At 55.2% G+C, this 23607-nt stretch carries 33 protein-coding genes; 21 read left to right on the top strand and 12 right to left on the bottom strand.

All coding sequences use genetic code 11. The features are described 5' to 3' along the window. The first annotated feature begins 48 nt into the window (after positions 1–48). The 14 genes from ACYQ04_RS11155 (at position 49) to ACYQ04_RS11090 (ending at position 8540) form a co-directional block, all read left to right on the top strand. Entirely contained in the window at positions 49–552 is a 504-nt protein-coding gene (locus ACYQ04_RS11155; RefSeq protein WP_099209344.1) for a monovalent cation/H+ antiporter subunit E, read from the top strand. Beyond that, complete coding sequence (locus ACYQ04_RS11150; protein WP_099209345.1) at positions 549–812, top strand: cation:proton antiporter; 264 nt, start codon at positions 549–551, stop codon at positions 810–812. Before ACYQ04_RS11155 ends, ACYQ04_RS11150 begins: the two co-directional genes overlap by 4 nt. Further along, entirely contained in the window at positions 809–1180 is a 372-nt protein-coding gene (mnhG, locus tag ACYQ04_RS11145) for a monovalent cation/H(+) antiporter subunit G (protein ID WP_460129569.1), read from the top strand. Before ACYQ04_RS11150 ends, mnhG begins: the two co-directional genes overlap by 4 nt. Then, positions 1177–1440 (top strand): hydrogenase subunit MbhD domain-containing protein, encoded by a 264-nt coding sequence (locus tag ACYQ04_RS11140; protein ID WP_460129566.1) that lies wholly within the window; start codon positions 1177–1179, stop codon positions 1438–1440. Before mnhG ends, ACYQ04_RS11140 begins: the two co-directional genes overlap by 4 nt. Then, entirely contained in the window at positions 1437–1733 is a 297-nt protein-coding gene (gene mbhE, locus ACYQ04_RS11135; RefSeq protein WP_099209347.1) for a hydrogen gas-evolving membrane-bound hydrogenase subunit E, read from the top strand. Before ACYQ04_RS11140 ends, mbhE begins: the two co-directional genes overlap by 4 nt. Further along, entirely contained in the window at positions 1730–2188 is a 459-nt protein-coding gene (locus ACYQ04_RS11130) for a Na(+)/H(+) antiporter subunit B (protein WP_460129563.1), read from the top strand. Before mbhE ends, ACYQ04_RS11130 begins: the two co-directional genes overlap by 4 nt. After that, the gene (locus ACYQ04_RS11125) at positions 2185–2544 is read left to right on the top strand and encodes an NADH-quinone oxidoreductase subunit K (protein WP_460129561.1); all 360 of its coding nucleotides are present in this window, start codon (positions 2185–2187) and stop codon (positions 2542–2544) included. Before ACYQ04_RS11130 ends, ACYQ04_RS11125 begins: the two co-directional genes overlap by 4 nt. Beyond that, positions 2541–4088 (top strand): proton-conducting transporter transmembrane domain-containing protein, encoded by a 1548-nt coding sequence (locus tag ACYQ04_RS11120; RefSeq protein ID WP_460129559.1) that lies wholly within the window; start codon positions 2541–2543, stop codon positions 4086–4088. The genes ACYQ04_RS11125 and ACYQ04_RS11120 overlap by 4 nt, the downstream gene beginning before the upstream one ends. 2 nt (positions 4089–4090) lie before the next feature. Continuing rightward, positions 4091–4438 carry a membrane-bound hydrogenase complex subunit MbhI gene (mbhI, locus tag ACYQ04_RS11115; protein WP_460129557.1) on the top strand — a complete coding sequence of 116 codons (348 nt, stop codon included), beginning with the start codon at positions 4091–4093 and terminating at the stop codon, positions 4436–4438. A gap of 129 nt (positions 4439–4567) precedes the next feature. Then, positions 4568–5074, top strand: coding sequence for an NADH-quinone oxidoreductase subunit B family protein (locus ACYQ04_RS11110; RefSeq protein WP_460129555.1), 507 nt, complete (start codon positions 4568–4570; stop codon positions 5072–5074). Positions 5075–5243: 169 nt separating this feature from the next. Further along, on the top strand, positions 5244–5825 hold the full coding sequence (locus ACYQ04_RS11105) for an NADH-quinone oxidoreductase subunit C (RefSeq protein ID WP_460129553.1): 582 nt from the start codon (positions 5244–5246) through the stop codon (positions 5823–5825). Next, entirely contained in the window at positions 5822–7099 is a 1278-nt protein-coding gene (locus ACYQ04_RS11100; protein WP_460129551.1) for a hydrogenase large subunit, read from the top strand. The genes ACYQ04_RS11105 and ACYQ04_RS11100 overlap by 4 nt, the downstream gene beginning before the upstream one ends. A gap of 5 nt (positions 7100–7104) precedes the next feature. After that, a complete protein-coding gene (locus tag ACYQ04_RS11095; protein ID WP_167915179.1) occupies positions 7105–8097 on the top strand; it encodes a respiratory chain complex I subunit 1 family protein in 993 nt (330 codons plus the stop codon). Then, a complete protein-coding gene (locus ACYQ04_RS11090; protein WP_460129549.1) occupies positions 8094–8540 on the top strand; it encodes a 4Fe-4S dicluster domain-containing protein in 447 nt (148 codons plus the stop codon). Before ACYQ04_RS11095 ends, ACYQ04_RS11090 begins: the two co-directional genes overlap by 4 nt. Here the strand turns inward: ACYQ04_RS11090 and ACYQ04_RS11085 are convergent. From ACYQ04_RS11085 to ACYQ04_RS11065, 5 genes are read right to left on the bottom strand one after another with little or no spacing between them, the layout of a single operon-like run. Then, positions 8532–9020, bottom strand: coding sequence for a ferritin-like domain-containing protein (locus tag ACYQ04_RS11085; protein ID WP_042692202.1), 489 nt, complete (start codon positions 9018–9020; stop codon positions 8532–8534). The two genes, ACYQ04_RS11090 and ACYQ04_RS11085, sit on opposite strands and share 9 nt — an antisense overlap. Before the next feature lies 1 nt (position 9021). After that, a complete protein-coding gene (locus tag ACYQ04_RS11080; RefSeq protein WP_460129547.1) occupies positions 9022–9501 on the bottom strand; it encodes a ferritin family protein in 480 nt (159 codons plus the stop codon). 44 nt (positions 9502–9545) lie between these two features. Beyond that, entirely contained in the window at positions 9546–9722 is a 177-nt protein-coding gene (locus ACYQ04_RS11075) for a hypothetical protein (RefSeq protein ID WP_167914067.1), read from the bottom strand. Further along, on the bottom strand, positions 9715–10413 hold the full coding sequence (locus ACYQ04_RS11070; RefSeq protein WP_460129543.1) for a SagB/ThcOx family dehydrogenase: 699 nt from the start codon (positions 10411–10413) through the stop codon (positions 9715–9717). Before ACYQ04_RS11070 ends, ACYQ04_RS11075 begins: the two co-directional genes overlap by 8 nt. A gap of 24 nt (positions 10414–10437) precedes the next feature. Further along, positions 10438–10920, bottom strand: a complete 483-nt coding sequence (locus ACYQ04_RS11065) for a THUMP domain-containing protein (protein ID WP_460129541.1) — start codon at positions 10918–10920, stop codon at positions 10438–10440. Positions 10921–10980: 60 nt separating this feature from the next. On the opposite strand from ACYQ04_RS11065, the gene ACYQ04_RS11060 reads away from it, so the two are divergent. From ACYQ04_RS11060 to ACYQ04_RS11040, 5 genes are all read left to right on the top strand, one after another. Beyond that, a complete protein-coding gene (locus ACYQ04_RS11060; protein ID WP_460130210.1) occupies positions 10981–12177 on the top strand; it encodes an AAA family ATPase in 1197 nt (398 codons plus the stop codon). Position 12178: 1 nt separating this feature from the next. After that, on the top strand, positions 12179–12712 hold the full coding sequence (locus tag ACYQ04_RS11055; protein ID WP_099209359.1) for a metal-dependent hydrolase: 534 nt from the start codon (positions 12179–12181) through the stop codon (positions 12710–12712). Positions 12713–12779: 67 nt separating this feature from the next. Beyond that, complete coding sequence (trxB, locus tag ACYQ04_RS11050) at positions 12780–13772, top strand: thioredoxin-disulfide reductase (protein ID WP_460130208.1); 993 nt, start codon at positions 12780–12782, stop codon at positions 13770–13772. Between the two features lie 295 nt (positions 13773–14067). Beyond that, positions 14068–15405 carry an ornithine aminotransferase gene (locus ACYQ04_RS11045; protein WP_460130206.1) on the top strand — a complete coding sequence of 446 codons (1338 nt, stop codon included), beginning with the start codon at positions 14068–14070 and terminating at the stop codon, positions 15403–15405. Between the two features lie 40 nt (positions 15406–15445). Beyond that, positions 15446–16045, top strand: a complete 600-nt coding sequence (locus tag ACYQ04_RS11040; RefSeq protein WP_460129539.1) for an ECF transporter S component — start codon at positions 15446–15448, stop codon at positions 16043–16045. Here ACYQ04_RS11040 and ACYQ04_RS11035 read toward each other — a convergent pair. The 3 genes from ACYQ04_RS11035 to ACYQ04_RS11025 all read right to left on the bottom strand — a co-directional run bounded on the left by ACYQ04_RS11035 (position 16042) and on the right by ACYQ04_RS11025 (position 17391). Then, a complete protein-coding gene (locus ACYQ04_RS11035) occupies positions 16042–16326 on the bottom strand; it encodes a family 4B encapsulin nanocompartment shell protein (RefSeq protein ID WP_460129537.1) in 285 nt (94 codons plus the stop codon). The two genes, ACYQ04_RS11040 and ACYQ04_RS11035, sit on opposite strands and share 4 nt — an antisense overlap. After that, positions 16323–16994, bottom strand: coding sequence for a deoxyribose-phosphate aldolase (deoC, locus tag ACYQ04_RS11030; RefSeq protein WP_460129535.1), 672 nt, complete (start codon positions 16992–16994; stop codon positions 16323–16325). Before deoC ends, ACYQ04_RS11035 begins: the two co-directional genes overlap by 4 nt. 88 nt (positions 16995–17082) lie before the next feature. Then, positions 17083–17391 carry a hypothetical protein gene (locus tag ACYQ04_RS11025; RefSeq protein WP_460129533.1) on the bottom strand — a complete coding sequence of 103 codons (309 nt, stop codon included), beginning with the start codon at positions 17389–17391 and terminating at the stop codon, positions 17083–17085. Positions 17392–17473: 82 nt separating this feature from the next. Between ACYQ04_RS11025 and eno the strand changes: the two genes are divergently transcribed. Continuing rightward, complete coding sequence (gene eno, locus ACYQ04_RS11020; protein ID WP_460129531.1) at positions 17474–18766, top strand: phosphopyruvate hydratase; 1293 nt, start codon at positions 17474–17476, stop codon at positions 18764–18766. 326 nt (positions 18767–19092) lie between these two features. Continuing rightward, positions 19093–19920: a LipS1 family lipoyl synthase gene (lipS1, locus tag ACYQ04_RS11015; protein WP_460129529.1), complete on the top strand. Its 828-nt coding sequence runs from the start codon at positions 19093–19095 to the stop codon at positions 19918–19920. On the opposite strand, the gene ACYQ04_RS11010 is transcribed toward lipS1, so the two are convergent. The 4 genes from ACYQ04_RS11010 to ACYQ04_RS10995 form a co-directional block, all read right to left on the bottom strand. After that, complete coding sequence (locus ACYQ04_RS11010; protein WP_460129527.1) at positions 19913–20593, bottom strand: hypothetical protein; 681 nt, start codon at positions 20591–20593, stop codon at positions 19913–19915. The two genes, lipS1 and ACYQ04_RS11010, sit on opposite strands and share 8 nt — an antisense overlap. A 177-nt stretch (positions 20594–20770) precedes the next feature. Then, on the bottom strand, positions 20771–21565 hold the full coding sequence (locus tag ACYQ04_RS11005) for a hypothetical protein (protein ID WP_460130204.1): 795 nt from the start codon (positions 21563–21565) through the stop codon (positions 20771–20773). Further along, positions 21552–22361, bottom strand: coding sequence for a hypothetical protein (locus ACYQ04_RS11000; protein WP_460129525.1), 810 nt, complete (start codon positions 22359–22361; stop codon positions 21552–21554). Before ACYQ04_RS11000 ends, ACYQ04_RS11005 begins: the two co-directional genes overlap by 14 nt. A 43-nt stretch (positions 22362–22404) precedes the next feature. Next, the gene (locus tag ACYQ04_RS10995) at positions 22405–23490 is read right to left on the bottom strand and encodes an ATP-binding protein (RefSeq protein ID WP_460129523.1); all 1086 of its coding nucleotides are present in this window, start codon (positions 23488–23490) and stop codon (positions 22405–22407) included. Positions 23491–23607: the final 117 nt, after the last annotated feature.

Below are 23607 nucleotides of genomic sequence, written 5' to 3'. Positions count from 1 at the left end.
AGAACTGAAAATCGAGAGCTAAAAGAAAACTCCGTTGGAGGTGGTAATTTGCCTTTCCTAGTCGCGTTCGTCTTCGCCTATATCCTGTGGCTCATCTTAACGGCAGGAACGAAGGGACTGCTCTGGAACACGCAGGAGCTGATAGCGGGGCTGATATTTGCCGTTATCGTCGGATACACCACGAAAGACATAGTTGGCGATAAGGCAACGCGTTTCCTGAACCCCAAAAAGTGGGTTCTGGGGATAGCCTACGCACCCGTTCTCTTCTGGGGCATGGTGAAGGCAAACCTCGACGTTGCCTACAGGGTCATAACAGGGAAGATAAGGCCCGGAATAGTCAGGGTTCCAGTCGACCTCGAAAACGACGCCCAGTACACGATTCTAGCGAACTCAATAACCCTCACCCCCGGAACACTCACCATAGACGCAATCCCGGAGGAGAAAGCACTCTACGTCCATTGGATTAACATCCCCGAAGGTCTTGAGAGGCCCCAGAACTCCGAGCCCGTTTCCGGGCCCTTCGAGAAGTGGGCGAGGAGGTTGGGAAGATGATTGCCCCGGAGTTCTTCTACGCCGCCGTGATAATAGCAATCGGGGGACTAATCTGCGTTCTACGGGCGATGATAGGACCAACTGTCCCAGACAGGGTCGTTGGGGTGGACACGCTCAACACCATAGTGGTCGCGTTAATGGTTCTCCTCGGAGCGGCCTACGACAGGACAATCTACATCGACATAGCCATCGTCTACGCATTCCTGAGTTACATAGGAACGCTCATAATCGCGAGATACCTTCAGGGGGGATTGGAATGAGCTCGGTTGATTACTTGGTTTACGCCTTCCTCGCCGTCAGCGTGACGTTCAACATGCTCGGGAGCATAGCCCTCCACCGCTTCCCGGACGTTTATACCAGACTTCACGGAGCTACCAAGTGCACGACCTTCGGAACGATATTTGCCGTTCTGGCCGTTGTAACCCACGCCCTCTACAGGCTTCACGTCACCGGCGACCCCAAGTACCTCCAGATGGCCCTCCACAGCCTCGTCGCGTTGATAGCGCTCCTCCTCACGAACCCCGTCGGAGCGCATGCAATAGCGAAAGCCGCGCACCTGAGCGGTTACAAGCCGGCTAAAGCGGTCGTTGACGCCTACGAGGAGAAGCTCGGGGGTGAGGAGGAATGAAGCCCATCACCATTGACATGACGATTCAGGCGATAATACTAATCGGCGTCCTCATCACGGCTTACCTCACGATTCGCTTTAGGGACCTGCTCGCCGCTGCACTCATGTCCGCGGCGATGAGCTTGCTACTCAGCCTTGAGTTCTACATGCTCCACGCGCCGGACGTTGCGATAGCCGAGGCAGCGGTTGGAGCCGGCGTGGTTACGGCGGTTGTGGTTTACGGCATAGCCAAGACCGACCGGTGGGAGGTGGAACCGTGAAGAGAACCATCGCTTACCTGTCACTGCTCTTCATCCTCGGGGTTCTACTCTACATAGCCAACCCCAACTACGGCCTCGTCTTCGGGCCAGGGGGAAAGGAGTGGCTAACACTCCGCTACACCGATAACTACTACATCCAGCACGGTGTCCAGGAAGTCGGCGGTATGAACATAGTCACCGACATAGTGTTCGATTACCGTGGGTACGATACGATTGGAGAGGCGACCGTCCTGTTCACGGCCATAGCCGGCGCGATTGCTCTTCTGAGGCCCTGGAGGAGGGATGAGAAATGAGGCCGAGGTGCGGTAGCGATATGGGGCTCATCGTCAGGACCTCGGCGAGGGCCATAATCCCGCTCATAGGCATCTTCGGAGCCTACATCGTCATGCACGGTCACCTGACACCGGGAGGTGGCTTCCAGGGAGGAGCGACGATAGCCGGTGCGGGAATACTGTTCCTCGTCTCCTTCGGCCTCGACGAGATGAAGAAGCACTACAACAAGAGCCTGTACTCAGCCCTTGAAGGCATCGGCGGTCTCGTCTTCCTCGGTGCCGCGATGCTCGGCATGAGCGTGGCGTTCTTCTACAACACGCTCTGGCACAACGGCCCGTTCTTCAACGGAAAGCCCGGAACGCTTCTCTCCGCCGGATTCCTGCCGATAATGAACCTCGCCGTTGGCCTTAAGGTCTTCACCGGCCTCGTCAGCGCGCTTACGGCCATAGCCATGTACAGGAGGTGGAAGTCATGATTCAGTTCCAGTTCATCACGGCATTCCTGCTCATAGTCCTCGGAGTTTATGCCTTCCTCGCGAAGAGGAACCTCATCAAGCTGATTCTTGCCCTGGACATCATAGACTCCGGAATACACCTGCTCCTCATAAGCCTCGGCTACCGCATAGAGCTCAACGAAATCCCGACCGCGCCGATTTACACCGGCTACGAGACGCTGAAGAGCCCGATGGTCGGCCCGCTTCCACAGGCCTTAGTCCTCACGAGCATAGTCATCGGCGTCTGTGTCCTCTCGCTCGCGGTCGCGCTCACGATAAACGCCTACCGCCACTACGGAACCCTTGACGTGAGAGCTCTAAGGAGGTTGAGGGGATGAACGGGCACGAGATACTTCCCTACCTCATAATCATCCCGCTCTTCGGAGCGTTCTCGATGCCGATAGTGAACCTCATCGGCAGGAAGGCGAGGGAGGCGTGGGCCGTCATAATCACCGGCGCCACCTTAGCGGTGGGCTCGGCGCTCTTCTACTCGGTCTGGGAGAACAAGAGCATAATCGTCTACACCCTCGGAGCCAAGAGCCCGCTCGGACAGGGCGTCAGCTTCCCGATAAGGATAGTCTGGGAGGTCGACCTCTTCGGCGCGATAATGGTTCTAATGGTAACGCTCGTGGGCTTCCTCGCGGTGGTTTACTCCCTCGGCTACATGAAGCACGACACCGGCCTCGACAAGTACTACACCCTCATCATAATCCTCGAGCTCGGAATGCTGGGCATAGCGATAACCGGCGACCTCTTCAACTTCTACGTCTTCCTTGAAATCATGAGCATAGCAAGCTACGCGCTGGTGGCCTTTAGGAACGACACCTGGGAGGGCATTGAAGCCGGCATCAAGTACATGTTCGTCGGCTCGATAGCGAGTTCGTTCATCTTACTCGGCATAGCGCTCCTTTACGGCCAGTACGGAACGCTGACGATGAGCTATCTGGCAGTTAAGCTCGCCCAGAACCCGACGGTCACGGCGAAGGTCGCGTTAGCTCTCTTCATCACGGGACTCCTCTTCAAGAGCGGTGCCTCTCCGGTCCACATGTGGCTGGCAGACGCGCACCCGGCCGCGCCGAGCTCGATAAGCGCGATGCTCTCGGGTCTCGTCATAAAGATAGGCGGAATCTACGCTTTAACCAGGATACTCTTCAGCATCTACGGACACAGCGTCAGCATGAAAACCGTCGGCTGGGTCATCATAATCTTCGCCTGCATAACCCTCATAGTCGGCAACGCGATGGCGGTAGTCCAGAACGACATGAAGCGTCTCTTAGCCTACTCCTCGGTCGGCCAGATAGGCTACATCCTCCTCGGCCTTGGAATCGGCTTAGCCGCTTATGGAAGCCAGACCGGCGAGATAGCGATGGCGGGAGCGATTTACCACACCTTCAACCACGCGCTCATGAAGGCCCTCCTCTTCCTGATTGCTGGCGTCGTGATTCACCAGCTCGGCACGAGGGACCTCAACGAGCTGAGCGGCTTAGCTAAGACCATGCCGAAGACAACTTTCGCCTTCCTCATCGGAGCGGCCGCGATAATAGGAATGCCTCCGCTCAACGGCTTCGCGAGCAAGTGGCTCATCTACGAGAGTTCAGCCATATTCAACCCGATACTCGGTGCGATAGCGATAATCGGAACGGCATTCTGTACGGCAGCATACGTCAAGGTGCTCTACACCTTCTTCGGCAGGCCGAACGAGAGGGTCATGAAGGCCAGAGACCCAGAGGGAAGCATGCTCTGGCCGATAATAATCCTCGCGGTCGCGATAGTCGTCATGGGACTCTTCCCCTGGCAGATAAGCGACAAGGTCATGATTCCTGCAGTTAAAGCCCTTGAGAACCAGCTGGCGTACATAAGCGCGGTCCTGGGAGGTGCGTGAAGATGTTCGGCTACTGGGATGCACTTTACTTCGTCCTCGTTTTCATCGTCGGGCTCATCTTGGCTTACCTCCTCGACCAGTGGGCGAAGAGGAGCGGAATGGGAACGAAGGAAGTCGGCGACGGGACGAAGATATTCATCAGCGGTGAGGACCCAGAGAAGGTTATTCCGGGCTTCGAGCACCTGGAGGGCCACTACACGGGAAGAAACGTTATGTGGGGGCTGACCTATGCCCTCAAGCGCTTCTTCACCATCCTCAAGGCCGACCACACCGGACTGCTGACCGACTACGTGAGCTACCTCGTCATCGTTACGGCCTTCGTGATGGGGGTATTGCTCATCTGGGGGTGAAGGAAAATGATGCTCATGCGTGGGTTTGAACGAGATAAAAGAAACCCAATCACGATTGGAGCGCTTGGGGAGACCCCAAAACTTCCGCGAGCGCTTGCGAAGGCAAGGGCTCATAGGGGGTGATTGAGAGTGAGCATCAAAGTTCCCGCCAACAACTCAAACTCATCGGAGCGCGAGAGGCTCGAGAAAAGAATCGCCCAGCTGTGCCGTTACATCGGAAAATCTCCCTGGGTCTTCCACGTGAACACGGGCTCGTGCAACGGCTGTGACATCGAAATCATAGCCGCGCTAACGCCACGCTACGACGCGGAGCGCTTCGGAGTCAAGCTCGTCGGCAGTCCGAGACATGCGGACATACTCCTCGTAACAGGGCCCGTAACCAATCAAAGCCTTGAGAGGGTCAAGCTCGTCTACGAGCAGACCCCAGAGCCGAAGATAGTTATAGCAGTCGGCTCGTGCCCAACGGGCGGAAGCGTGTTCTACGAGAGCCCCTTCACCAACGCACCGCTGAGCAATGTGATTCCGGTGGATGTTTACGTTCCGGGCTGTCCGCCGAGGCCAGAGGCGATACTTCACGGCGTCGTTCTCGCGCTTGAGAAGCTGGCCAAACTCTTGAAGGGGGGTTCCGAAGAATGACGCCGTTTGGGGAGGTTCACAATCATTACGCGCCCGAAGGGCGCTATAGAGAGGTGAACGCTGGAAAGTGGCCATTTAAAAAGCCCCCCGTCCGCCATAACGCCCAGTTGGTTAGTAAAAGGCTTTCCGCGAGCGCTTGCGCAAGCAAGGGCTCTTCGGAGGTGAAAGAATGAGTGAGATTAACGATAACGCTAACGTAGAGAAAGCTCAGGAGGAGGTTAAAGAACCAACCAAAGCCGAGAATGTCGCGAAGGCGATAGCGGAGCGCTTTCCAAACGCCCAGGTTGAGGTCAAGACCAACAAGTGGGGGCGCGAGAGGGTCTGGGTGAGAATCGACAGGGAAAGCTACCGCGAGCTGATGAGGTTCATAAAGGAGCTCGACGGCGAGGCCCACTACTCGATAGGCATCGAGCAGGACTGGGGGGATGACCTGGGCTTCCTCAGTCACCTTGTGATTTACTACGACGACGCCCCTGCCGTTTCACTGCTCATAGACGTCCACGCGCCGAAGGACGACCCAACGCTCCCCAACATCAGTGATATCTTCCCGATAGCGCTCCAGTTCGAGAGGGAAGGAATGGAGATGGTTGGCATAGACTTTGAAAATGCACCGGACAAGAGGAGGCTCTTCCTGCCGGAGGACTTCCCCGAAGGCATCTATCCACTCCGCCTCGACGACAAGGGCGTTCCCGAGGAGATGGTGCACAACGCGGGCCACCCCTATTACCCCAAGGGAGGTGCTAAGAAATGACAAAGGTTGAATACTGGGTCAAGATACCCTTCGGTCCGATTCACCCCGGTCTGGAGGAGCCCGAGAAGTTCATACTCACCCTCGACGGCGAGAGGATAGTTGACGTTGACGTCAAGCTCGGTTACAACCTGCGCGGAATCCAGTGGATAGCCCTCAGGAGGAACTACGTCCAGATAATGTACCTAGCCGAGAGGATGTGCGGGATATGCAGTTTCTCCCACAACCACACCTACACGAGGGCCGTTGAAGAAGCGGCCGGAATAGAGGTGCCAGAGAGGGCAGAGTACATCCGCGTAATCGTCGGCGAGCTTGAGAGGATTCACAGCCACCTGCTCAACCTCGGCGTTTTAGCTCACGACATAGGCTACGATACAGTGCTCCACCTCACCTGGCTCGCCCGTGAGAAGGTCATGGACACACTTGAGGCAGTTGCCGGAAACCGCGTCAACTACTCAATGGTAACCATCGGAGGCGTCAGGAGGGACATAGACGAGAAGAGGAGAAGAATAATCCTCGACATGATAAAGTACTACAAGGAGGTCTTCCCGCAGATTGAAGATATTTTCCTCCACGACCCGACGATAGAGGCCCGTTTCAGGGACACCGCTGTTATAAGCAAGCGCGTGGCGCTGGAACAGGGAGCCGTCGGGCCGACTGGAAGGGGAAGCGGAATCCGCGACGACGCGCGCTGGAGCGAGAGGCTCGGCGTTTATCCGGATTTGGGAATAAAGCCCGTCATGCCCCAGGATGTAACTGGAGAGAGGCCCAGAGGAGATGTATTCGACAGGATGGCGGTAAGGGTTGGCGAGCTGTGGCAGAGTTTGGAGCTCATAGAGCACGCCCTGGACCAGATGCCGGACGGAAAAATCAAGACCTTCCCCAAGGACAACGTTCTCGTCGCCAAGCTCAGGATAATGGTGGACGGGGAAGGCATTGGAAGGTACGAGGCTCCGAGGGGTGAGCTGATTCACTACGTCCGCGGAAAGAAGGGAAGCGACAAGCCCCTCCGCTGGAAGCCGAGGGAGCCGACGTTCCCGAACCTCTTCGCGGTCGCCGAGGGCGTCAAGGGAGACCAGGTTGCGGACTTCGTGGTGGCGGTTGCCTCAATAGACCCGTGCCTGAGCTGTACGGACAGGGTTGCAGTTGTGGAAGACGGAAAGAAGAGAATCCTAACCGAAAAGGACCTCCTGAAGGCCTCGATAAAGAAGACGCGCGAGATTAATCCGGAGATAAAGGGAGACCCGACCCCTGTGGGGTTCGGCTGTTCGAGGTGATGCTCATGGACGTGATGGGAAACATCGTTTACCCGATTGCGGGCCTGCTCGGGCTTTACGGCTTCGTCTCACTGGCCTCTCTCCTCTGGGAGGGAATAGACAGGAAGTTAGTTGCGAGAATGCAGAGGCGCGTTGGACCACCGCTGATACAGCCGTTCTACGACTTCCTCAAGCTGATGAGCAAGGAAACTATAGTCCCAAACACGGCAAACTACATGTTCAGGGCCGCGCCGGTTTTGGCACTGGCAACGGCGATAGCGCTCCTGGCTTACACGCCGATGGGCTTTACTCCGGTACTGGCTTCGAAGGGCGACGTCATCGTCTTCATCTACCTATTAGCACTCATCAGCTTCTTCAAGATAGTTGGAGCGATAAGCTCAGGCAGTCCCTACGCGAAAATCGGAGCGGCGAGGGAAGCGACGATAATGGTGTCCAGGGAACCGGCCATGATGCTGGCAATCTTTGCGATAATGTGGCGCCTCGGAAAGCTCGGCGTTGACAAGCCCTTCAGCATGGGAATCTTCTACCAGCACAACATCTGGGAGATAGGGACGCCGATGAGCTTCGTGGGAGCGATAATACTCCTCTACGTCTTCTGCGTCTGGCTGGCCAGCGAGATAGAGGTCGGGTTCTTCAACATACCGGATGCGGAGGAGGAGATAGCCGAGGGACTGCTCGTCGAGTACAGCGGAAGGTATCTGGCGTTGCTCAAGCTTACGAAGGCTCTCAAAGCCTACATAGCGGCTTCCCTGGTGGTTGCGATATTCTTCCCATGGGGAATAGCGGGCTACTTCGGCCTGACGGGCCTTTCAGCGGACGTCGTTAACCTGCTCTTCCACACGCTGAAGGTCTTCATCCTGCTCTTCGTCGTCGGAAGCGTCTTCAGGGCCGTAACCGGAAGGCTGAAGATAACCCAGGCGGTGGACTTCCTCTGGAGGAACGTCTTCCTGGCTTCGCTCGTCGGCTCCCTCCTCCTCGCGATGGAGGTGATAATGTGAGGGCACCTATCTTAGTTCCAACGGTGCTCAGGAACCTAGCCAAAAAGCCAGCGACCAACCTCTTTCCGAAGACCGAACCCGTGCCCGTGCCGGAGAACTTCAGGGGCCAGCTTAAGTACAACGTCGACAAGTGCGTTGGCTGTAGGATGTGCGTCACCGTCTGCCCGGCGGGGGTCTTCGTCTACTTGGCGGACATCAGGAAGGTGGCGCTGTGGACTGGAAGGTGCGTTTACTGTGCCCAGTGCGTTGACGTCTGCCCGACGGGAGCTCTGGAGATGAGCGACGAGTTTCTGCTCGCGAGCTACGACAACTACGACGACAAGTTCATCCCTCTAAAGGAGGAGAAGATAGAGGAGATACGGAAGAAACTGGAGGAGCAGAAGAAGGCCAAGGAAAAGGCCAAAGCCGAGAAGGCCAAGACCGAGAAAAAGGGGTCAAAGTAACCCCTTCTTTTTTCTCCACTCGTAGAGTGCCTTTAATGCCGAGTAATGGCCCTTCTCAACGTCCGCAAGGTAGAGGTAGACCTTTTTGAGCTCCTCGTTATCGGTTTCCTCCGCCAGCTTCCGATAAATCGTCTCGGCGAGCTTTTCAGCTTCCATAGCGTTAATGAGAACGTCCTCAAGGTCCTCGACCTTCCAGAACTTGCCGAGAACGTGGGTTCCCTCAACGCTCGGAACGTTCACCTCAATCAACTCGTCGCCGTATTTCTCCCGGTAAATCTTGTAGAGCTCGTCTCCGTGGCCCTTGGACTCCTTGCCGAGCCTTTCAAAGGTCTCGTAGACTTCCTTGGGAAGGCCGAGCTCCTTGGCTCTCTCCGCCAGCTTCAGGTAGGTCTCGGCCTCCTCGTATTCGCCCTTAATCCAGTAGCTGAGCAGTTCGCGCTCGTTGAGCTTCTTAATTTCCTCCAGAACCTCAACCACCATGTCAACCACCCAACCGTTCGTATTCCCTCTTCAGGGCCTCGTAGTGGCCCCTCTCCACGTCGGCGAGCTTGAGGTAGAGTTCTCTTAACCGCTCATCCCCAACTTTTTCGGCGAGGGCTTTGTAGGCGTTCATCGCTATGAGCTCGCTCTCCATAGCGGTTTCAAGGACCCCCTTAACCTGGTCGGCCCTTTCAAAGCGGTCGAGAACGGGCAGAACCTCAAGGGGAGGGATTTCCGTTGACGGCTCCCTGCCGAAAGAGGCTTTGAACTCCCCCCTGAGCTCAACTGCGTGCCTCTCTGAGTCCTCACTCAGCCTGAGAAAAGTCTCCACGAGGCTCTCTGGAAGCCCAAGGTTCTTAGCTCTCTCGGCCAGCTTGCGATAAAACTCGGCCTCCTCCAGCTCGCTGGCTATCCAGTAGGCCAAGGCCTCCTCGTAGCTCAGCTTCTGAAGTCTCTCGATGACATCATCGACGTCCAGCATTCCAACCCCCGGAATAATTTGTCGGCGGGCCTAATAAGCTTTTGTCAGCGAACGAGCCATATCGCCAGGAACATCGCGATGTAGGCTAGAAGGCCCAGGATAACGTGAACGTAGAGGAAGACCCGCTTCCACCTCGGCGAGAGAAAGTAGAGGGCGCCGGTAACGAGGGTTAGGGTCATGAGGGCGAAGCTGAGGTAGCCGAGAGTGTTGTGGTCAACCATGCCTCCCCACCGGAAAGACGTAGAGCGGAGCACCTTCAGTTCCAAGGAGCGAGGCAACCTCACCGTCGTGGAAAGCCCCGACCGCGACCGTTCCGAGGCCTAAAGCAGTTGCCTGAAGGTAGACGTTCTGGCCGATGTGGCCGGCCTCCATGTGAACGTACCGGATTCCCCTCTCACCGTAGACGTCAGTTGTTCTCTCGTAGAAGGCGACGAGAACGATGTCAACGGGGGCGCTACCGACCCATTCCTGGTCGAGGCAGGCCCTCTGGAGCTCCATCCGATAGTCACCGGGCTTTACCAGCTCAAGGGCGTGTTTCCCGGGGATGTAGCAGTAAATTCCTGGTTTAAGGCCCTCAACCTTGCCAACGACGACGTAGACCTCGAAGGGATAAGTAGCGCCCGCGCTCGGGGCCGAGCGATAGCCCTTTGAACTCGTTATTCCCTGAGCCGACCAGAGGAGCTGTGAGAGCTCTTCAAGGGTTAGGGGCTCGTCACGGTAGGAGCGGACGCTCCTCCTCTTCGCTATCGCCTCCTCAACGCTCATCTCACCCCTTAAACGGGGCTCTGGAAGGGACACAACCTCGCCCGAGGCCGTCTCAACGGTCTCAAACCTCGGGCCCGGCTTGAAGATTAGCAGTAGCGGGAGAACGAGGGCCAGCGCCAAGGTCATGTAGGCAACCTTCCGGAGCATGTGATTAGTTGGCACCCGAACTATTTATTCCTTCACCTCAAAGCGGAGAACCTCGCCCTTCCGGACGAGGCCGATTCCGGACCTTTTGCCAAGGACTTCGACGAGAACCGTGTAATCGGGCTCGCTCAGGTTGACCTTCAGGTTGTAGCGCTCGACGAGGAGCGAGCCGAGTTTGACTTCGAGCTCCCTCTGGGAGAGCCGTTTATTCCCGCGAACCCTGGCCCGGACGGCGAAGGTTCCGTCTATCGCTTTCCCCAGCTCGAGGACGGCCTTCTCTATCTCCTCCCACCTGGCCGGAACGAGCCTTTCGATGGGGATTACTCTCTGTATCGCCTGCGTCTCGAAGTTCCTCAGCCGTTCGAGGACCTCTTCCTTTGTTAGGGGGGTTTCAGCTAAAAGAACGCCCCGCCAGTCCGTTCCTTTAACTCTCACCTTTCCCAGTGCCCACTCCAGTTCGAGTATCGCGTCGCCCTCCCTGCCGGGCGGTGCCGTTACGAGGAGAATCATTTCCGCTCACCGATGAACAGGTTTTTATATTGAAAGGCCTTAAACACTTCGGTGGGTGAAATGGAGGGTCTTAAGCTTTACCAGTCATACGAGGTTTACGGCCTCTCGGCCAATCCCTTTGAACAGCTCGCCAGCGAAGGAATAACCGACGTCGAGAGCATTCACGTTTATCAGGAGATAGACATGCGCCTCCAGATGATTGTTTCGGAGGTAATAGGCAACAAAAGCTCGATAGCGCTCAGCATCGTCGGGCCTCTTGGAATGGGTAAAACGCAGAGGCTGAAAACGCTCGCGAAGGCGATAGATGAGAACAAAGGCAAGGCGATATACGTCAAGGTCGATACCAACGACATCCTCAAGCTCACGCGCGACATCTTCTACGCGCTAAAACCACCGAAGAGCAGGACGAACATATTCCTTGAGAACCTTTCGAGAAAGCTCGGCTTCATCGACAGGCTTGAGAAGATGCTCAGCGATTCGAAGGAGTACAAGAGCAGGGACATCGCTGAGCTCCTCGTCGAGCAGATGAGCAAGTATCCCTACTGCGCGCTCCTCCTGGACGAGCTGGAGAACATGGGGAGCGCGAGGGAGCACGAGAAGATTCAGTTCTTCGAGATGCTGAGGCACTTCATAAGCACGATGCCGAAGGGCTGTATCGTTGCCTTCGCCTGCGTCCCAGAGGCCTATGAGGAGTACACGAAGATATTCCCAGCCTTCTTCATGCGCCTTCACTACGAGTTCAAGCTCCGCCCGATGAGCCTCGACGAGACGTTTGAGCTCGTGAAGAAGAGGCTCAACCGCGTTCGCATAAGGGACACCGATGACCCTCTGTATCCCTTCACGGAGGAGGCAATAAGGCTAATCCACCAGCTCGGGAAGGGCAACCCGAGGCAGATTTTAAGGCTCCTCCACTACGTCCTCAGCGAGTCCGCGAAGCACAAGTTCGACCCGATTGACGATTACGTGGTCACAACGATTCTTGAGGAGCCCAAGAGCCTTGAGGAGTACCTGACGAGGATTCCGAAGGAGTACAAGGACCTGGTTGAGGCGATAGTGTTTGAGTTCAACGGCGGGCCGGTGAGCTACATACAGGTCGCCAAGGTCGTCAAGAAGCCGGGAATGCAGGTCTACGACAAGCTGAACGAGCTCATACGGCTGGGCTTCCTCGTCGGCGACCCGAAGGGCAACTACAAGGTTCCAGACTACGTCAGAAAGTTTTTAGAGGAGGGGCAGGCGGAGAAGCTGAAGGGTGAGTGAGTTGCCGAACTACGATACCCACGTGCTCAGCGGAATAGTGACCTACCCAATAGCGGTGCTCATCGGCGAGCTCCTGAAGGTCTACGCCAAGCTACCGATTGAGTTAACCGCAACGGCACTAATCCTTGGATATGCGTTCTACGTCCTGGGAAGCGATTTACCCGACATGGACCACCCGGACGCGCTGATTCACAGGGGCTCAAAGCCGATAGTCAGCGTCGCCGCTGGAAGCGCCGTCTTCCTATGGGCCAGGGGATTCGTTCACATGAACCCGGCGTGGCTCGACCCCGTCGTCTCGTGGGTCGCGGGTGCACTGGCAGGGCTCGTCGCGTGGTACGCCTTCACGTGGCTCATGCCGAAGCACAGAGGAATAGTCCACTCGCTACTCTTCGCGGGAATCTACGGGCTTCTAGCGTTCCTTTTGGTCGAGTACGGCCTCAAGATGTCAACGGGCGAGGGAATCTTCGTCGGTTTAAGTGCTTTCCTCGGCTACACCCTCCACCTAACCCTCGACCGCTCGGTTAAGCTGGTTTAGTTTTACCCATTTTTGGGCAACAATGCTTTTAAATAACCCACTTTAGGAAAGCGCGGAGGTGGGAGAGATGTTCAGCCTTGGAGGATTCTCACGCGGTGGTGAGTACGAGAAGAAGCTCTGGGACGTCCTCATCATCGGAGCTGGCCCAGCGGGCTTTACGGCGGCGATATACGCCAAGCGCTTCGGCCTCGACACGCTGATTATCAGCAAGGACCTGGGCGGAAACATGGCCCTTACAGACCTCATAGAGAACTACCCCGGCTTCCCCGAGGGAATCAGCGGTTCGGACCTGACCAACAGGATGCACGAGCACGTCAAGAGGCTCGGCGTTGATATAATCTTCGACGAGGTTGAGAGGATTGACCCGGCCGAGTGCGCCTACTACGAGGGCCCGTGCAAGTTCACCGTGAAGACCAAAAACGGCAAGGAGTACCGCGGAAAGACGATAATCATAGCGGTCGGAGCCTCGCCGAGGAAGCTCAAGGTTCCGGGCGAGGCCGAGCTCACGGGAAGGGGCGTTTCGTACTGCGCCACCTGCGACGGCCCGCTCTTCAAGGGCAAGAAAGTCATCGTCGTCGGTGGTGGAAACACGGCCCTTCAGGAGGCCCTCTACCTCAAGAGCATCGGCGTTGACGTCACCCTCGTACACAGGAGGCAGAAGTTCAGGGCTGACAAGATACTGCAGGACCGCTTCAAGGAGAGCGGGATTCCGGCGATACTCGACACCGTCGTCACCGAGATAATCGGAAAGGACAAGGTCGAGGCTGTGAGGCTGAAGAACGTCAAGACCGGCGAGGAGAAAGAGATGAAGGTCGATGGAGTCTTCATCTTCATCGGCTACGAGCCAAAAACGGATTTCGTCAAGCACCTCGGCATAACCGACGACTACGGCTACATTCCGGTTGACATGCACATGCGCACGAAGGTGCCAGGCATATTCGCGGCCGGCGACATAACCAACGTCTTCAAGCAGATAGCGGTCGCGGTCGGCCAGGGAGCCATCGCGGCAAATTCCGCCAAGGAGTTCCTCGAGAAGTGGGGAGAGAAGAACGGGGAGTGATTAACCTCTCTACTCTTTCATTCTCCGTGAGACGAAGAGAGTGCTATGCTCCAACACACCTTTAAACGCGGGCAGGGAAAGTTTTCTATCAAACGTTTTCGTTCTTCAGTTTTCACTACATAATAACCGAATTAAAATACCTACCAAAGCCCACTACTTTCGTCCCCCCATATTCATTCGGGACTTCCAGAATTCACAACTTTAGTGGAACTTATCGAAAAACTTTCGGTCAAAGATGTTCATTATTGAGCATAGAGTTATATAGCCGAACGTTGAGCTTCGGCCGGTGATTAACATGGTGGTTAGACCGAACGTTAAGGAACTCCCCGGGCCAAAGGCCAAGGAGGTAATCGAGAGGAACTTCAAGTACCTCGCCACTACAACCCAGGACCCCGAAAACCTTCCGATAGTCATCGAGCGCGGTGAGGGAATAAGGGTTTACGACGTTGACGGAAACGTCTTCTACGACTTCGCGAGCGGTGTTGGAGTTATAAACGTCGGCCACGCCCACCCGCGCGTCGTCGAGGCTATAAAGAAGCAGGCCGAGAAGTTCACCCACTACTCGCTCACCGACTTCTTCTACGAGAACGCCGTTGTTTTGGCCGAGAAGCTCACGAGCCTCGCCCCGGGCGACTTTGAGAAGAAGGTCGTTTACAGCAACAGCGGTGCCGAGGCCAACGAGGCCGCTATGAAGCTCGTCAAGTACGGAACCGGGAGGAAGCAGTTCTTAGCCTTTTACCACGCCTTCCACGGAAGGACCCAGGCCGTTCTCAGCCTTACCGCCAGCAAGTGGGTCCAGCAGGACGGCTTCTTCCCGACCATGCCGGGCGTTACCCACATACCCTACCCGAACCCCTACAGGAACACCTGGGGAATTGACGGTTACGACGAGCCCGACGAGCTCATAAACCGCGTTCTCGACTTCATAGAGGAGTACGTCTTCAGGCACGTCCCGCCCCACGAGGTTGGCGCGATATTCTTCGAGCCGATACAGGGTGAAGGTGGCTACGTCGTCCCGCCGAAGAACTTCTTCAAGGAGCTCAAGAAGTTCGCCGACGAGTACGGAATACTCCTCGCCGACGACGAGGTTCAGATGGGCATAGGCAGGACCGGAAAGTTCTGGGCCATCGAGCACTTCGGAGTCGAGCCCGACCTCATCCAGTTCGGCAAGGCCATCGGCGGTGGACTCCCGCTCGCCGGTGTCGTCCACAGGAAGGATATAAGCTTCGACAAGCCCGGAAGGCACGCGACCACCTTCGGTGGCAACCCCGTCGCGATAGCGGCTGGAATAGAGGTCGTCGAGATTGTTAAGGAGCTCCTCCCGCACGTCCAGGAGGTCGGCGACTACCTCCATAAGATACTCGAGGAGCTTAAGGAGAACTACGAGGTCATAGGAGACGCCCGTGGCCTCGGTCTCGCGCAGGCCGTCGAGATTGTCAAGAGCAAGGACACCAAGGAGAAGTACCCCGAGCTCAGGGACAGAATCGTCGGAGAGGCGGCGAAGCGCGGTCTCGTCCTCCTCGGCTGTGGCGACAACAGCATCCGCTTCATACCGCCACTCATCGTCACCAAGGAAGAGATAGACGTCGCGATGGAGATATTCGAGGACGCCCTCAAGGCCGCCCTCAAGTGAAGTTTTTAACCCCTTCCCCCTTTTCTACTTCGGTGGTTGGATGGACGAAGCCCTTAGAGAACTCGCCGGCTATGCCCCATACGCGTTTATTCTCGCAATAGCGGTCTTCGGTCTCTACCTGTGGCTTAACCGCTCTAAGTTCAGAAGTGTAAACATGATAGCGGTCGCAGGGATTTCAACGGCCCTCGTTGCGGTTGCAACGAAAGTAATCAACGTTCCAGTACCTGCCACGGGCGGGTACATAAACTTCGGTGACACCATGGTCATGTTCGTTGCAATGGTCTTCGGGCCCATCATTGGGGCCTTTGCCGGAGGCGTCGGCTCAGCCATTGGAGATGTCATCTCAGGTTATCCAGGTTGGTCCCCCATAACACTAATCATCAAGGGTATCGAAGGCCTCGCCGTCGGCTACATCGCCCAGAAGCTCGAAGGGACCGCCGGCCTCATAGTAGCAGGAACGATAGGCGGAATCCTCATGGTCTCGGGCTATTTCATCTTCGAGTACTACGCCTTTGGCTTCACCGCAGCGTACTCGGAACTCCCCGGAAACCTAGTGCAGGCTGTGACGGGAATAATCGTCGGAACCGGGCTCGCAAACGCAATAAAGAAAAGATATCCCGAGGTCGAGAGCCTGCTCTAAACGTCAAGCTTCTCTATTTCTTCCCAGACCCTCTTCTCCTCAAGGAAAGGCTCAACCGAGATTCTGCGCGAGGCCTTCTTTATCTGACCCAGGTAGGCCGAGTCAGCTACAACCGCATCATAGCCGAGCTCTTCTATGCGGTAAATGCGTAGACCGAGGGACGTGAGGAACTCCTTTGTATGCTCTATAAAACCCGGGCCGGCGAGCATTATGTCCGGGTTCATGCCCTCATTCTTAAGCTCCTCAATGGCCCGAACAACAACGTCCCCAATCTCCTTCATTTTGGGGCACCTTCCACGATTTTTACACCGCTCGACGTGCCAATCCTGTTGGCCCCGGCCTCAATCATCTCAACGGCCTTCTCGTAGGTCCTGATTCCACCAGCCGCTTTAACGCCCATCTCGGGACCAACTACCTTTCTCATCAGCATGACGTCCTCAACAGTCGCTCCCCCTGTTCCGAAGCCGGTGGAAGTTTTCACGAAGTCCGCTCCGGCCTCTTTTGCCAGCTCACAGGCCTTGACCTTCTCCTCCTCGGTGAGATAGCAGGTCTCGATTATGACCTTGACCTTTGCGCCGTTCTCGTGGGCGACCTTGACGACCTCCGCTATGTCCCTCTTCACGTAGTCGTAGTCTTTATCCTTAAGCGCGCCTACGTTGATGACCATATCCAGTTCATCGGCACCGTCTTCCAAAGCCCTCTTGGCCTCAAAGACCTTGACCTCCGTTGGAGTGGCACCGAGCGGGAAGCCTATGACGCTCGCGACCTTAACGTCTGCCTGCTTCTCGCGCAGGTAGTCCTTGGCGAGCTTGACGCGGTAGGGGTTCACGCAGACGGCGTAGAAACCGTACTGAATCGCCTCATCGCAGAGCCTGATGATGTCCTCCCTAGTTGCATAGGGCTTGAGGTTGGTGTGGTCAATATAACGAGCGATTTCTCGAGCGTTCATCAATGACCACCTAAAGTCGGTAGCTTGGAAGAACTATTTAGCGTTTTCCCCCGCTCATTTGGAGAAAAACCAGGACTATGGAGAATTTTCAAAGGGCATCGAGCTTCCTCAGGACCGAGACAAGGCGCTTCCCCATTTCAGGGTCTCCAAGGTCAGGCTCAACTTCACCCCTCGTTATCATCTCAAGAACCTTAACCGCGTTGTCCCAGCCCTCCTCGAGGGTTCTTCCCTTCGGGATAGGATTCCTAAGAACATGCCAGCGGCCGGTTTCCTCAGAGTAGACGAGGACCCTCGGGATGTAGTCGATATCCATGAACGTGTTGTCGAGACTCAGTTCGATTCTGAGGCCGTCCAGCTCGATGTAGCCTTCCTCAAGGAGCTTCCTCTTCCAGTCCATGTTCCGGCCTTGACGGGGCAGTTTAAAAGCCCATCGCCAACTTTATATTTGGGAAGGAAAAATATCACCCGAGGTGATTAGCATGGAGAACCCGTTCGAGATTACGGCGGTTATAGCGAGGGAAATCCTCGACAGCAGGGGAAACCCAACGGTCGAGGTTGAGGTTTACACGCCGGTCAGCATGGGGCGCGCTGCAGTTCCCAGCGGTGCCTCAACCGGAACCCACGAGGCGGTCGAGCTCCGCGACGGCGGAAAGCGCTACCACGGAAAGGGCGTCAAAAGGGCCGTTGAGAACGTCAACAAGATAATCGCCCCCGAAATCATCGGAATGGACGTCACCTGGCAGAGGGACATCGACACCCTCATGATTGAGCTCGACGGCACCGAGAACAAGAGCAACCTCGGAGCCAACGCAATCCTCGGTGTTTCTCTGGCCGTTGCCAAGGCCGCAGCGAACGCCCTCGGGTTGCCGCTCTACCAGTACATCGGCGGAACCAACGCCTACGTCATGCCGGTTCCGATGAGCAACGTCATCAACGGCGGTGTCCACGCGGGCAACGAGCTGGACTTCCAGGAGTTCATGATAATGCCCGTTGGGGCCGACTCCTTCAGGGAAGGCATAAGGTGGGTTTCCGAGACCTACCACACCCTCAAGAAGGTCATAGCCGAGAAGTACGGCAAGAACGCTGTCAACGTCGGCGACGAGGGTGGATTCGCCCCGCCCCTCAAGGAGCCGAGTGAAGCCCTCGACCTCCTCACCGAGGCCATTGAGGAGACCGGCTACAAGGTCGGCGACGAGATAGCCTTCGCCCTCGACCCCGCATCGAGCGAGTTCTACGACGAGAAGCTCGGCAAGTACGTCGTTGGTGGAAAGGAGTACGACCGTGGGGAACTCCTTGAACTCTACAGAGAGCTTGTGAGCAAGTACCCGATAGTCTCCCTCGAGGACCCGTTCCACGAGGAGGACTGGGAGGGCTTCGTCGAGATAACGAAGGAGCTCGGAAGAAAGATACAGATAGTCGGCGATGACATCTTCGTCACCAACCCCAAGAGGATAAGGAAGGCCATCGAGCTCGGCGCGGCAAACGCGCTCCTCCTCAAGGTCAACCAGATTGGAACGCTCAGCGAAGCTATCGACGCCGCTTACACCGCCTACCGCGCCGGCTACGGCGTCGTCGTCTCACACCGCTCGGGAGAGACCGACGACCCCTTCATAGCGGACCTCGCGGTCGCAATAAACGCCGGCCAGATAAAGACCGGCGCCCCAGCCAGGATGGACAGGAACGCCAAGTACAACCAGCTCATACGTATCGAGGAGGAACTCGAGGGAATAGCCTACTATCCGGGCAAGAAATTCCACAACCCGTTCCTCTGAAGCCTCCAGTTAGGGTTTTAACCCCCTCTTCTCATTTCATTTGGGTGCTTTGATGAGGGAAAGAAAGCTCAAAAGTATCCAAACCCTTCATTCTCATTACAACCCCCAACGGTGATTTAAATGAAAAAACTAAAAATCTACATCCCTGGAATCAAATTCCCCTCGCAGGACCGGGGGGTTTCACCCCCCACGTCCTTGCTAACCCCCTCCCCCCGAAGGTGGGGCTTCGCCCCACATAAGCCGGGAAACTACGTTTCCCGAACCCTTCCTTCTCCTTTAAACACCGGAGGGGGCTCCGCCCCCTACAACCACCAGGGGTGAGTTAAATGAAGAAACTAAAAATTTACATTCCTGGAGTTAAGTTTCCATCAATCTCTCTCACCGGAAACTACTGCGCGCTCAACTGCGCCCACTGCGGGAGGCACTACCTTGAGGGCATGAAGAAGCCAACGCGAAAGGAGCTCCTGAACTTCTGCCTCGACCTCGAGCGCTCCGGCGGGCGGGGCTGTCTGCTGAGCGGGGGGATGGATTCACGCCTGAAGGTGCCGATTGACAAGTACGCGGACGAAGTGAGGGAGATTAAGAGGAGAACGAACCTGAAGCTCAACGCCCACGTCGGATTCATAGACGAGAGCGATTTGGAGTGGTTGAAATACGTTGATGTCGTTTCCCTCGACTTCGTCGGCGATGACGGCGTGATAAGGCGAGTTTACAGGATAGATAAAACCGTAGAAGATTACATCCACATAGTTGAACTTCTGACTGAGAACGGAATTCGTGTGGCGCCCCACATAACGATAGGCCTCGACTTCGGGAGAATCCACTGGGAGTACCGGGCGATTGACCTCCTCGCTCAGTACCCGATAGACGTCCTAGTGCTGGACGTTCTCATCCCGACGAAGGGGACGGAGATGGAAAACGTCCCAAAACCGGGCGTTGAGGAGAGTCTGAAGGTCGTCGAGTACGCGCGCGAGCGCTTTAACGGGGAGCTGAGCATAGGCTGCATGCGGCCAACGGGAAGATGGCGGGTGGAATTCGACAGGGGGGCTGTTCTGAAAGGAGTTGACAGATTGACGAATCCGCCGAGGAAGGTCATCGAGTGGGCGAAAACAGTGAGGGACGTCGAGATAATCTACGAGTGCTGTGTTATGTGACCGCCCCAACGAACCGCTCGATGTATCGCACCGTCGCCCGGGCCAGTGACGAGCGGCCGTTAACGCGCTCAATCAGGGCGTTTATCGAATTCCTGCCCTCAACGAGAACCCCCAAGGCGAGTTCAATGAATTCTCGCGCGCCCATTCTGTAGGCCCTGCCATTGTCGAAAATCCAGGCCAAGAACTTACCTTCCCTGATGAGTGCCGCATGAACGGTCGGGTCAAAGGCTCCAAAGTCCATGTCCACGTAGAGTTTGACCTTCGGTCGTGTTCCCCCTGCCCAGTCGGGGAGCTCTCCGACGGGCTTCAGAATATTTTTGGGAACCATCCTGCCGTCCCCTGCAGGCGTTTTAACTCCAGGCCCTCCGATGAACTTCCTGAACTCGTTCTCCCTTCCGAGCGCGTATAAAATTCCAGCTATGAAGTTCCCAAGGAAGAGAGGGAAGCTTACGGTGGCGGAGAGAACGCTGATGTTCCTGGGAACCACGGTTAGGAGTGAAGGATTCCCAATCCAGTGACCCTTAACGGGCAGGTGGTGCTTGAGAACATTATCAAAGTCAAAGAGCACCTCTGTCCACTCCAAAAGCTCGTCCACGCTTTTAGCGGTTGAATACGGGCTCGTTCCTGGAAGATACCAGTACCAGCAAATCCCCAGAGCACTTTGAGGGGTCATGTCTCACACCCAGTTGTCCAGTTCCTTAGGTTTGACTTGTTTCACCAGCCATTCAATTCAATATGGATAACGGTTGTTGTACTCAAGCCTTAAGTATGCTAATCACAACCTCAGCATCTAAGGAAGTCTCCAAAGCCCTCCACTGGCTTTCTATCAAACATGAAGCAGATGTAGGTATCAACGCCCATCTTCTCCCGCCTGTGCTTTGAAGTATTCCTCAGCCCTCTTAAGCAGTTCTTCGTTCTCGACCTTCCGGCCGAGGGGTTTGAAGACGAGACTGGTGATGTCCGAACTGAACCAGTCCTCATACTCGAGCACTTCCCCGTAAAGGTCATCGTCCAATAACCCCTCTCCAACCGTGAGGAGCACTTTATACCCCTCTACACCCAAACCCCTGACAAAAACATATAAGCCAGACTCGCCAACCAGCTCGTAGAGACCATCCTCCAGCCCAAGAATGTCTTCCCTGATGACGGTTAAGTCCGAGGGAAGGACTTCGAGCTTTTTCCTCCTCACTATCTCAGCCAACCGCTCGTACAGGAGGAACTGGTTGTAGTCACCGAACACGTCCCTAAGCTTTTCATGCCCGTAGAGGTAACCGCAGATGAGAACTGCCCCTGTCCTCGCCAGTTTCTTGAGGAACTTCATAAGTTCGGAACTCAGGACAAAATCAAACCCGCTCGTCCACGCCTCAATCTGGACGAGTGTTATGCTTCCCCTCGAGTACGTTTCAACGCTGGCCAGGGCTATCACCCTTCCTCCCCACTCCCGCGTGGTCTTCATTCCATAATCAATGTCCCCAACTTCCACCAGTCGGAATCCCCTCGTATCATAAAACTTGAACCACTCCTTATTCCCCTCATCACCCCCGTACCGCTTTTTCCCAACGTACTTGAACTCGCGCGAGATGTTCTCAAGCACTTCCTCCCACGGTTTATCGAACACCGCAACGATGCTCTTACAATCTCCCATAGCAATCACTCGACGCTCCGGTTTGTGCCTTAAAGATACCCTCGGCCCGTTTGAGGAGGAACTTGTCCTCAATCCTCCGGCCGATACGTTTAAAGGGAAGTCCAACAAGTTTCAAACTGAACCATGCTTTGTCCTCTAAGAGGTCGCGATAGCACTCCTCGTCGGTTAAATCACTCTCCCTAATTGAAACGAGCAGTTTATAGCTGTCCAGACTTTTAATGAGCACGTACTCCCCCTCTTCCCTCCCGGGCCTTTCAAGTAACTCATAGAGCCCGTCCTCAAGGTCGAGGAGTTCTTTCTTCACTACAGTAAGGCCAGATGGAAGAACCTCAAGCTTTCCGAGCTTAACGGTTTTGACTAACCATTCGTACAGGAGGAACTGGTTGTCTTCTTCAAAGCCTGCATCTCTGAGGTCGTGGTCGTCCGTGTAACCGCAGATGAGGACCGCCCCAGCCCGCATCAGCTTTCCGAGGAACTTCATAAGTTCAGAACTCAGGACGAACATCCACCTGCCGGTGGAGACTCCAATCTGGAGGAGTGTTATGTCATCCTTCGAGTACGTTTCAACCTCAAGCCAGTCAAGGGAGTCTCCCTCGGTGGTTTTCAGCTCGTAGTGCAGTTCCCCCACTGCAACAAGTCTAAAGCCCCTCATGTCAAAGATGAACTTCAGGTGCTCCTCCCTTTCCTCCCGCTGGTACGCGAGTTCGCGGGTGTACCTGAACTCGCGGGGGAGGTTCTCAAGCACTTCCTCCCAAGGCTCATCAAACACGGCGAGGGTATAATACGTGGTCCCCATGTCACTCCCCCCCGATTCATAAACGGAAAGAAGGTAAAAAGGTTCAGTCGAATTCTGAAGCAAGGTAACGCACTTCAACGTCCACACCAAACCGGGACTTTATCTCCTTTGGCAGGTACTGGGTGTAGTAATAGTAGTCCCTTATGTTCTCAATGCCCCCTGCATAGTACACTTCAATCTTTCTGATTCCCTTACTGATGGCGTACTCAGCGTACTTTGCAAGCTGTTCCTCGCTTATTTTATGTGCGTTTCTCTTGCACTCTATCAGCACGGTCTCCGACCCTTTCTCCACGATTATGTCAATTTCAGTCTTTCCCGCTGATGTTACCACGTCCTTCTCAACCTCATCTATTGTCCACCCGCTCTTCTTGAGGTGGCTCACGACCTCTGCCTCGTAGAGGGGGCCTAAAGTTTTCTCATCTCTGAGGTCCGCATTGATTCTCTTAATTAGTTTTTTCCCTCCATTATCAATGTTACTCACGTCATCGAGTATTCTCTCAAGCTTTTTGACGTTCCAGCCCCTGTCAATGATATACTTACGGGCATCTTTGCTTTTTATCCCCAAGTCGTAGAGTTTCTGCATCGCTCCTACTACGCTGTCAAAGTCTTCTCCTTTCTTCAATCCTCCGTCCTTGACCACGTATTTTTCAACTATTTTTGAGATGTACTCGTTCCCAAGCTTGTTCGCCACCCATTCAGCTGCCTCCTTGGAGGCGTATGTGATTTCCTTGACGACTTTGTTGTCCTTGAACAGGCCGATTAGCACTTTATTGTGACTGATGACTTTAATTCCGAGTTTTGCCCCCTTAATTCCAAGCTTTTCTGCAATCTTCTCCGGGTCAATGAACATCGTGACAGCATCATAGACCGAGGCAACTTTGGGAGAAACATAACGCTCAAGGAACCAGTGTGCGGCCTGGTCAAGTACTATAATACCAATCGGAATCCACGCAAACTGCGGTTTGATATCGTTTCCCTTCTTTCCTTCCCCGCTGAAATTCTGCGGAACCTTTACTGTGTCGTTTACCGTGCTATTGTTCACAAGGTTTGCAGTTGCACTAGCCCCACTGACGCTCATTCCAAGGAATAGCAACACAAGAGCTAAAGCAAGAAACCGCTTCCAACCCATGTAGTCACCTCAAGTATTGTTCACATGGATAATAAATCCTAAACTTAAAAGTTTTTCTACAAAACATATTAACATAATAGAGACAATCAAAAAGAAATTACTGCTTCACATGAAGTT

The sequence above is a fragment of the Thermococcus prieurii genome, from assembly GCF_054657655.1.
This window is presented reverse-complemented; position numbering and strand designations above follow the sequence as displayed.

Bases quoted from the DNA above. Each gene is read 5' to 3' on its own strand.
- ACYQ04_RS11150 (WP_099209345.1), top strand. From the start codon at position 549: ATGATTGCCCCGGAGTTCTTCTACGCCGCCGTGATAATAGCAATCGGG.
- mnhG (WP_460129569.1), top strand. From the start codon at position 809: ATGAGCTCGGTTGATTACTTGGTTTACGCCTTCCTCGCCGTCAGCGTG.
- ACYQ04_RS11140 (WP_460129566.1), top strand. From the start codon at position 1,177: ATGAAGCCCATCACCATTGACATGACGATTCAGGCGATAATACTAATC.
- ACYQ04_RS11130 (WP_460129563.1), top strand. From the start codon at position 1,730: ATGAGGCCGAGGTGCGGTAGCGATATGGGGCTCATCGTCAGGACCTCG.
- ACYQ04_RS11125 (WP_460129561.1), top strand. From the start codon at position 2,185: ATGATTCAGTTCCAGTTCATCACGGCATTCCTGCTCATAGTCCTCGGA.
- ACYQ04_RS11120 (WP_460129559.1), top strand. From the start codon at position 2,541: ATGAACGGGCACGAGATACTTCCCTACCTCATAATCATCCCGCTCTTC.
- mbhI (WP_460129557.1), top strand. From the start codon at position 4,091: ATGTTCGGCTACTGGGATGCACTTTACTTCGTCCTCGTTTTCATCGTC.
- ACYQ04_RS11105 (WP_460129553.1), top strand. From the start codon at position 5,244: ATGAGTGAGATTAACGATAACGCTAACGTAGAGAAAGCTCAGGAGGAG.
- ACYQ04_RS11100 (WP_460129551.1), top strand. From the start codon at position 5,822: ATGACAAAGGTTGAATACTGGGTCAAGATACCCTTCGGTCCGATTCAC.
- ACYQ04_RS11095 (WP_167915179.1), top strand. From the start codon at position 7,105: ATGGACGTGATGGGAAACATCGTTTACCCGATTGCGGGCCTGCTCGGG.
- ACYQ04_RS11085 (WP_042692202.1), bottom strand. From the start codon at position 9,020: ATGGTGGTTGAGGTTCTGGAGGAAATTAAGAAGCTCAACGAGCGCGAA.
- ACYQ04_RS11080 (WP_460129547.1), bottom strand. From the start codon at position 9,501: ATGCTGGACGTCGATGATGTCATCGAGAGACTTCAGAAGCTGAGCTAC.
- ACYQ04_RS11075 (WP_167914067.1), bottom strand. From the start codon at position 9,722: ATGGTTGACCACAACACTCTCGGCTACCTCAGCTTCGCCCTCATGACC.
- ACYQ04_RS11070 (WP_460129543.1), bottom strand. From the start codon at position 10,413: ATGCTCCGGAAGGTTGCCTACATGACCTTGGCGCTGGCCCTCGTTCTC.
- ACYQ04_RS11065 (WP_460129541.1), bottom strand. From the start codon at position 10,920: ATGATTCTCCTCGTAACGGCACCGCCCGGCAGGGAGGGCGACGCGATA.
- ACYQ04_RS11060 (WP_460130210.1), top strand. From the start codon at position 10,981: ATGGAGGGTCTTAAGCTTTACCAGTCATACGAGGTTTACGGCCTCTCG.
- trxB (WP_460130208.1), top strand. From the start codon at position 12,780: ATGTTCAGCCTTGGAGGATTCTCACGCGGTGGTGAGTACGAGAAGAAG.
- ACYQ04_RS11045 (WP_460130206.1), top strand. From the start codon at position 14,068: ATGGTGGTTAGACCGAACGTTAAGGAACTCCCCGGGCCAAAGGCCAAG.
- ACYQ04_RS11040 (WP_460129539.1), top strand. From the start codon at position 15,446: ATGGACGAAGCCCTTAGAGAACTCGCCGGCTATGCCCCATACGCGTTT.
- ACYQ04_RS11035 (WP_460129537.1), bottom strand. From the start codon at position 16,326: ATGAAGGAGATTGGGGACGTTGTTGTTCGGGCCATTGAGGAGCTTAAG.
- deoC (WP_460129535.1), bottom strand. From the start codon at position 16,994: ATGAACGCTCGAGAAATCGCTCGTTATATTGACCACACCAACCTCAAG.
- ACYQ04_RS11025 (WP_460129533.1), bottom strand. From the start codon at position 17,391: ATGGACTGGAAGAGGAAGCTCCTTGAGGAAGGCTACATCGAGCTGGAC.
- eno (WP_460129531.1), top strand. From the start codon at position 17,474: ATGGAGAACCCGTTCGAGATTACGGCGGTTATAGCGAGGGAAATCCTC.
- lipS1 (WP_460129529.1), top strand. From the start codon at position 19,093: ATGAAGAAACTAAAAATTTACATTCCTGGAGTTAAGTTTCCATCAATC.
- ACYQ04_RS11010 (WP_460129527.1), bottom strand. From the start codon at position 20,593: ATGACCCCTCAAAGTGCTCTGGGGATTTGCTGGTACTGGTATCTTCCA.
- ACYQ04_RS11005 (WP_460130204.1), bottom strand. From the start codon at position 21,565: ATGGGAGATTGTAAGAGCATCGTTGCGGTGTTCGATAAACCGTGGGAG.
- ACYQ04_RS11000 (WP_460129525.1), bottom strand. From the start codon at position 22,361: ATGGGGACCACGTATTATACCCTCGCCGTGTTTGATGAGCCTTGGGAG.
- ACYQ04_RS10995 (WP_460129523.1), bottom strand. From the start codon at position 23,490: ATGGGTTGGAAGCGGTTTCTTGCTTTAGCTCTTGTGTTGCTATTCCTT.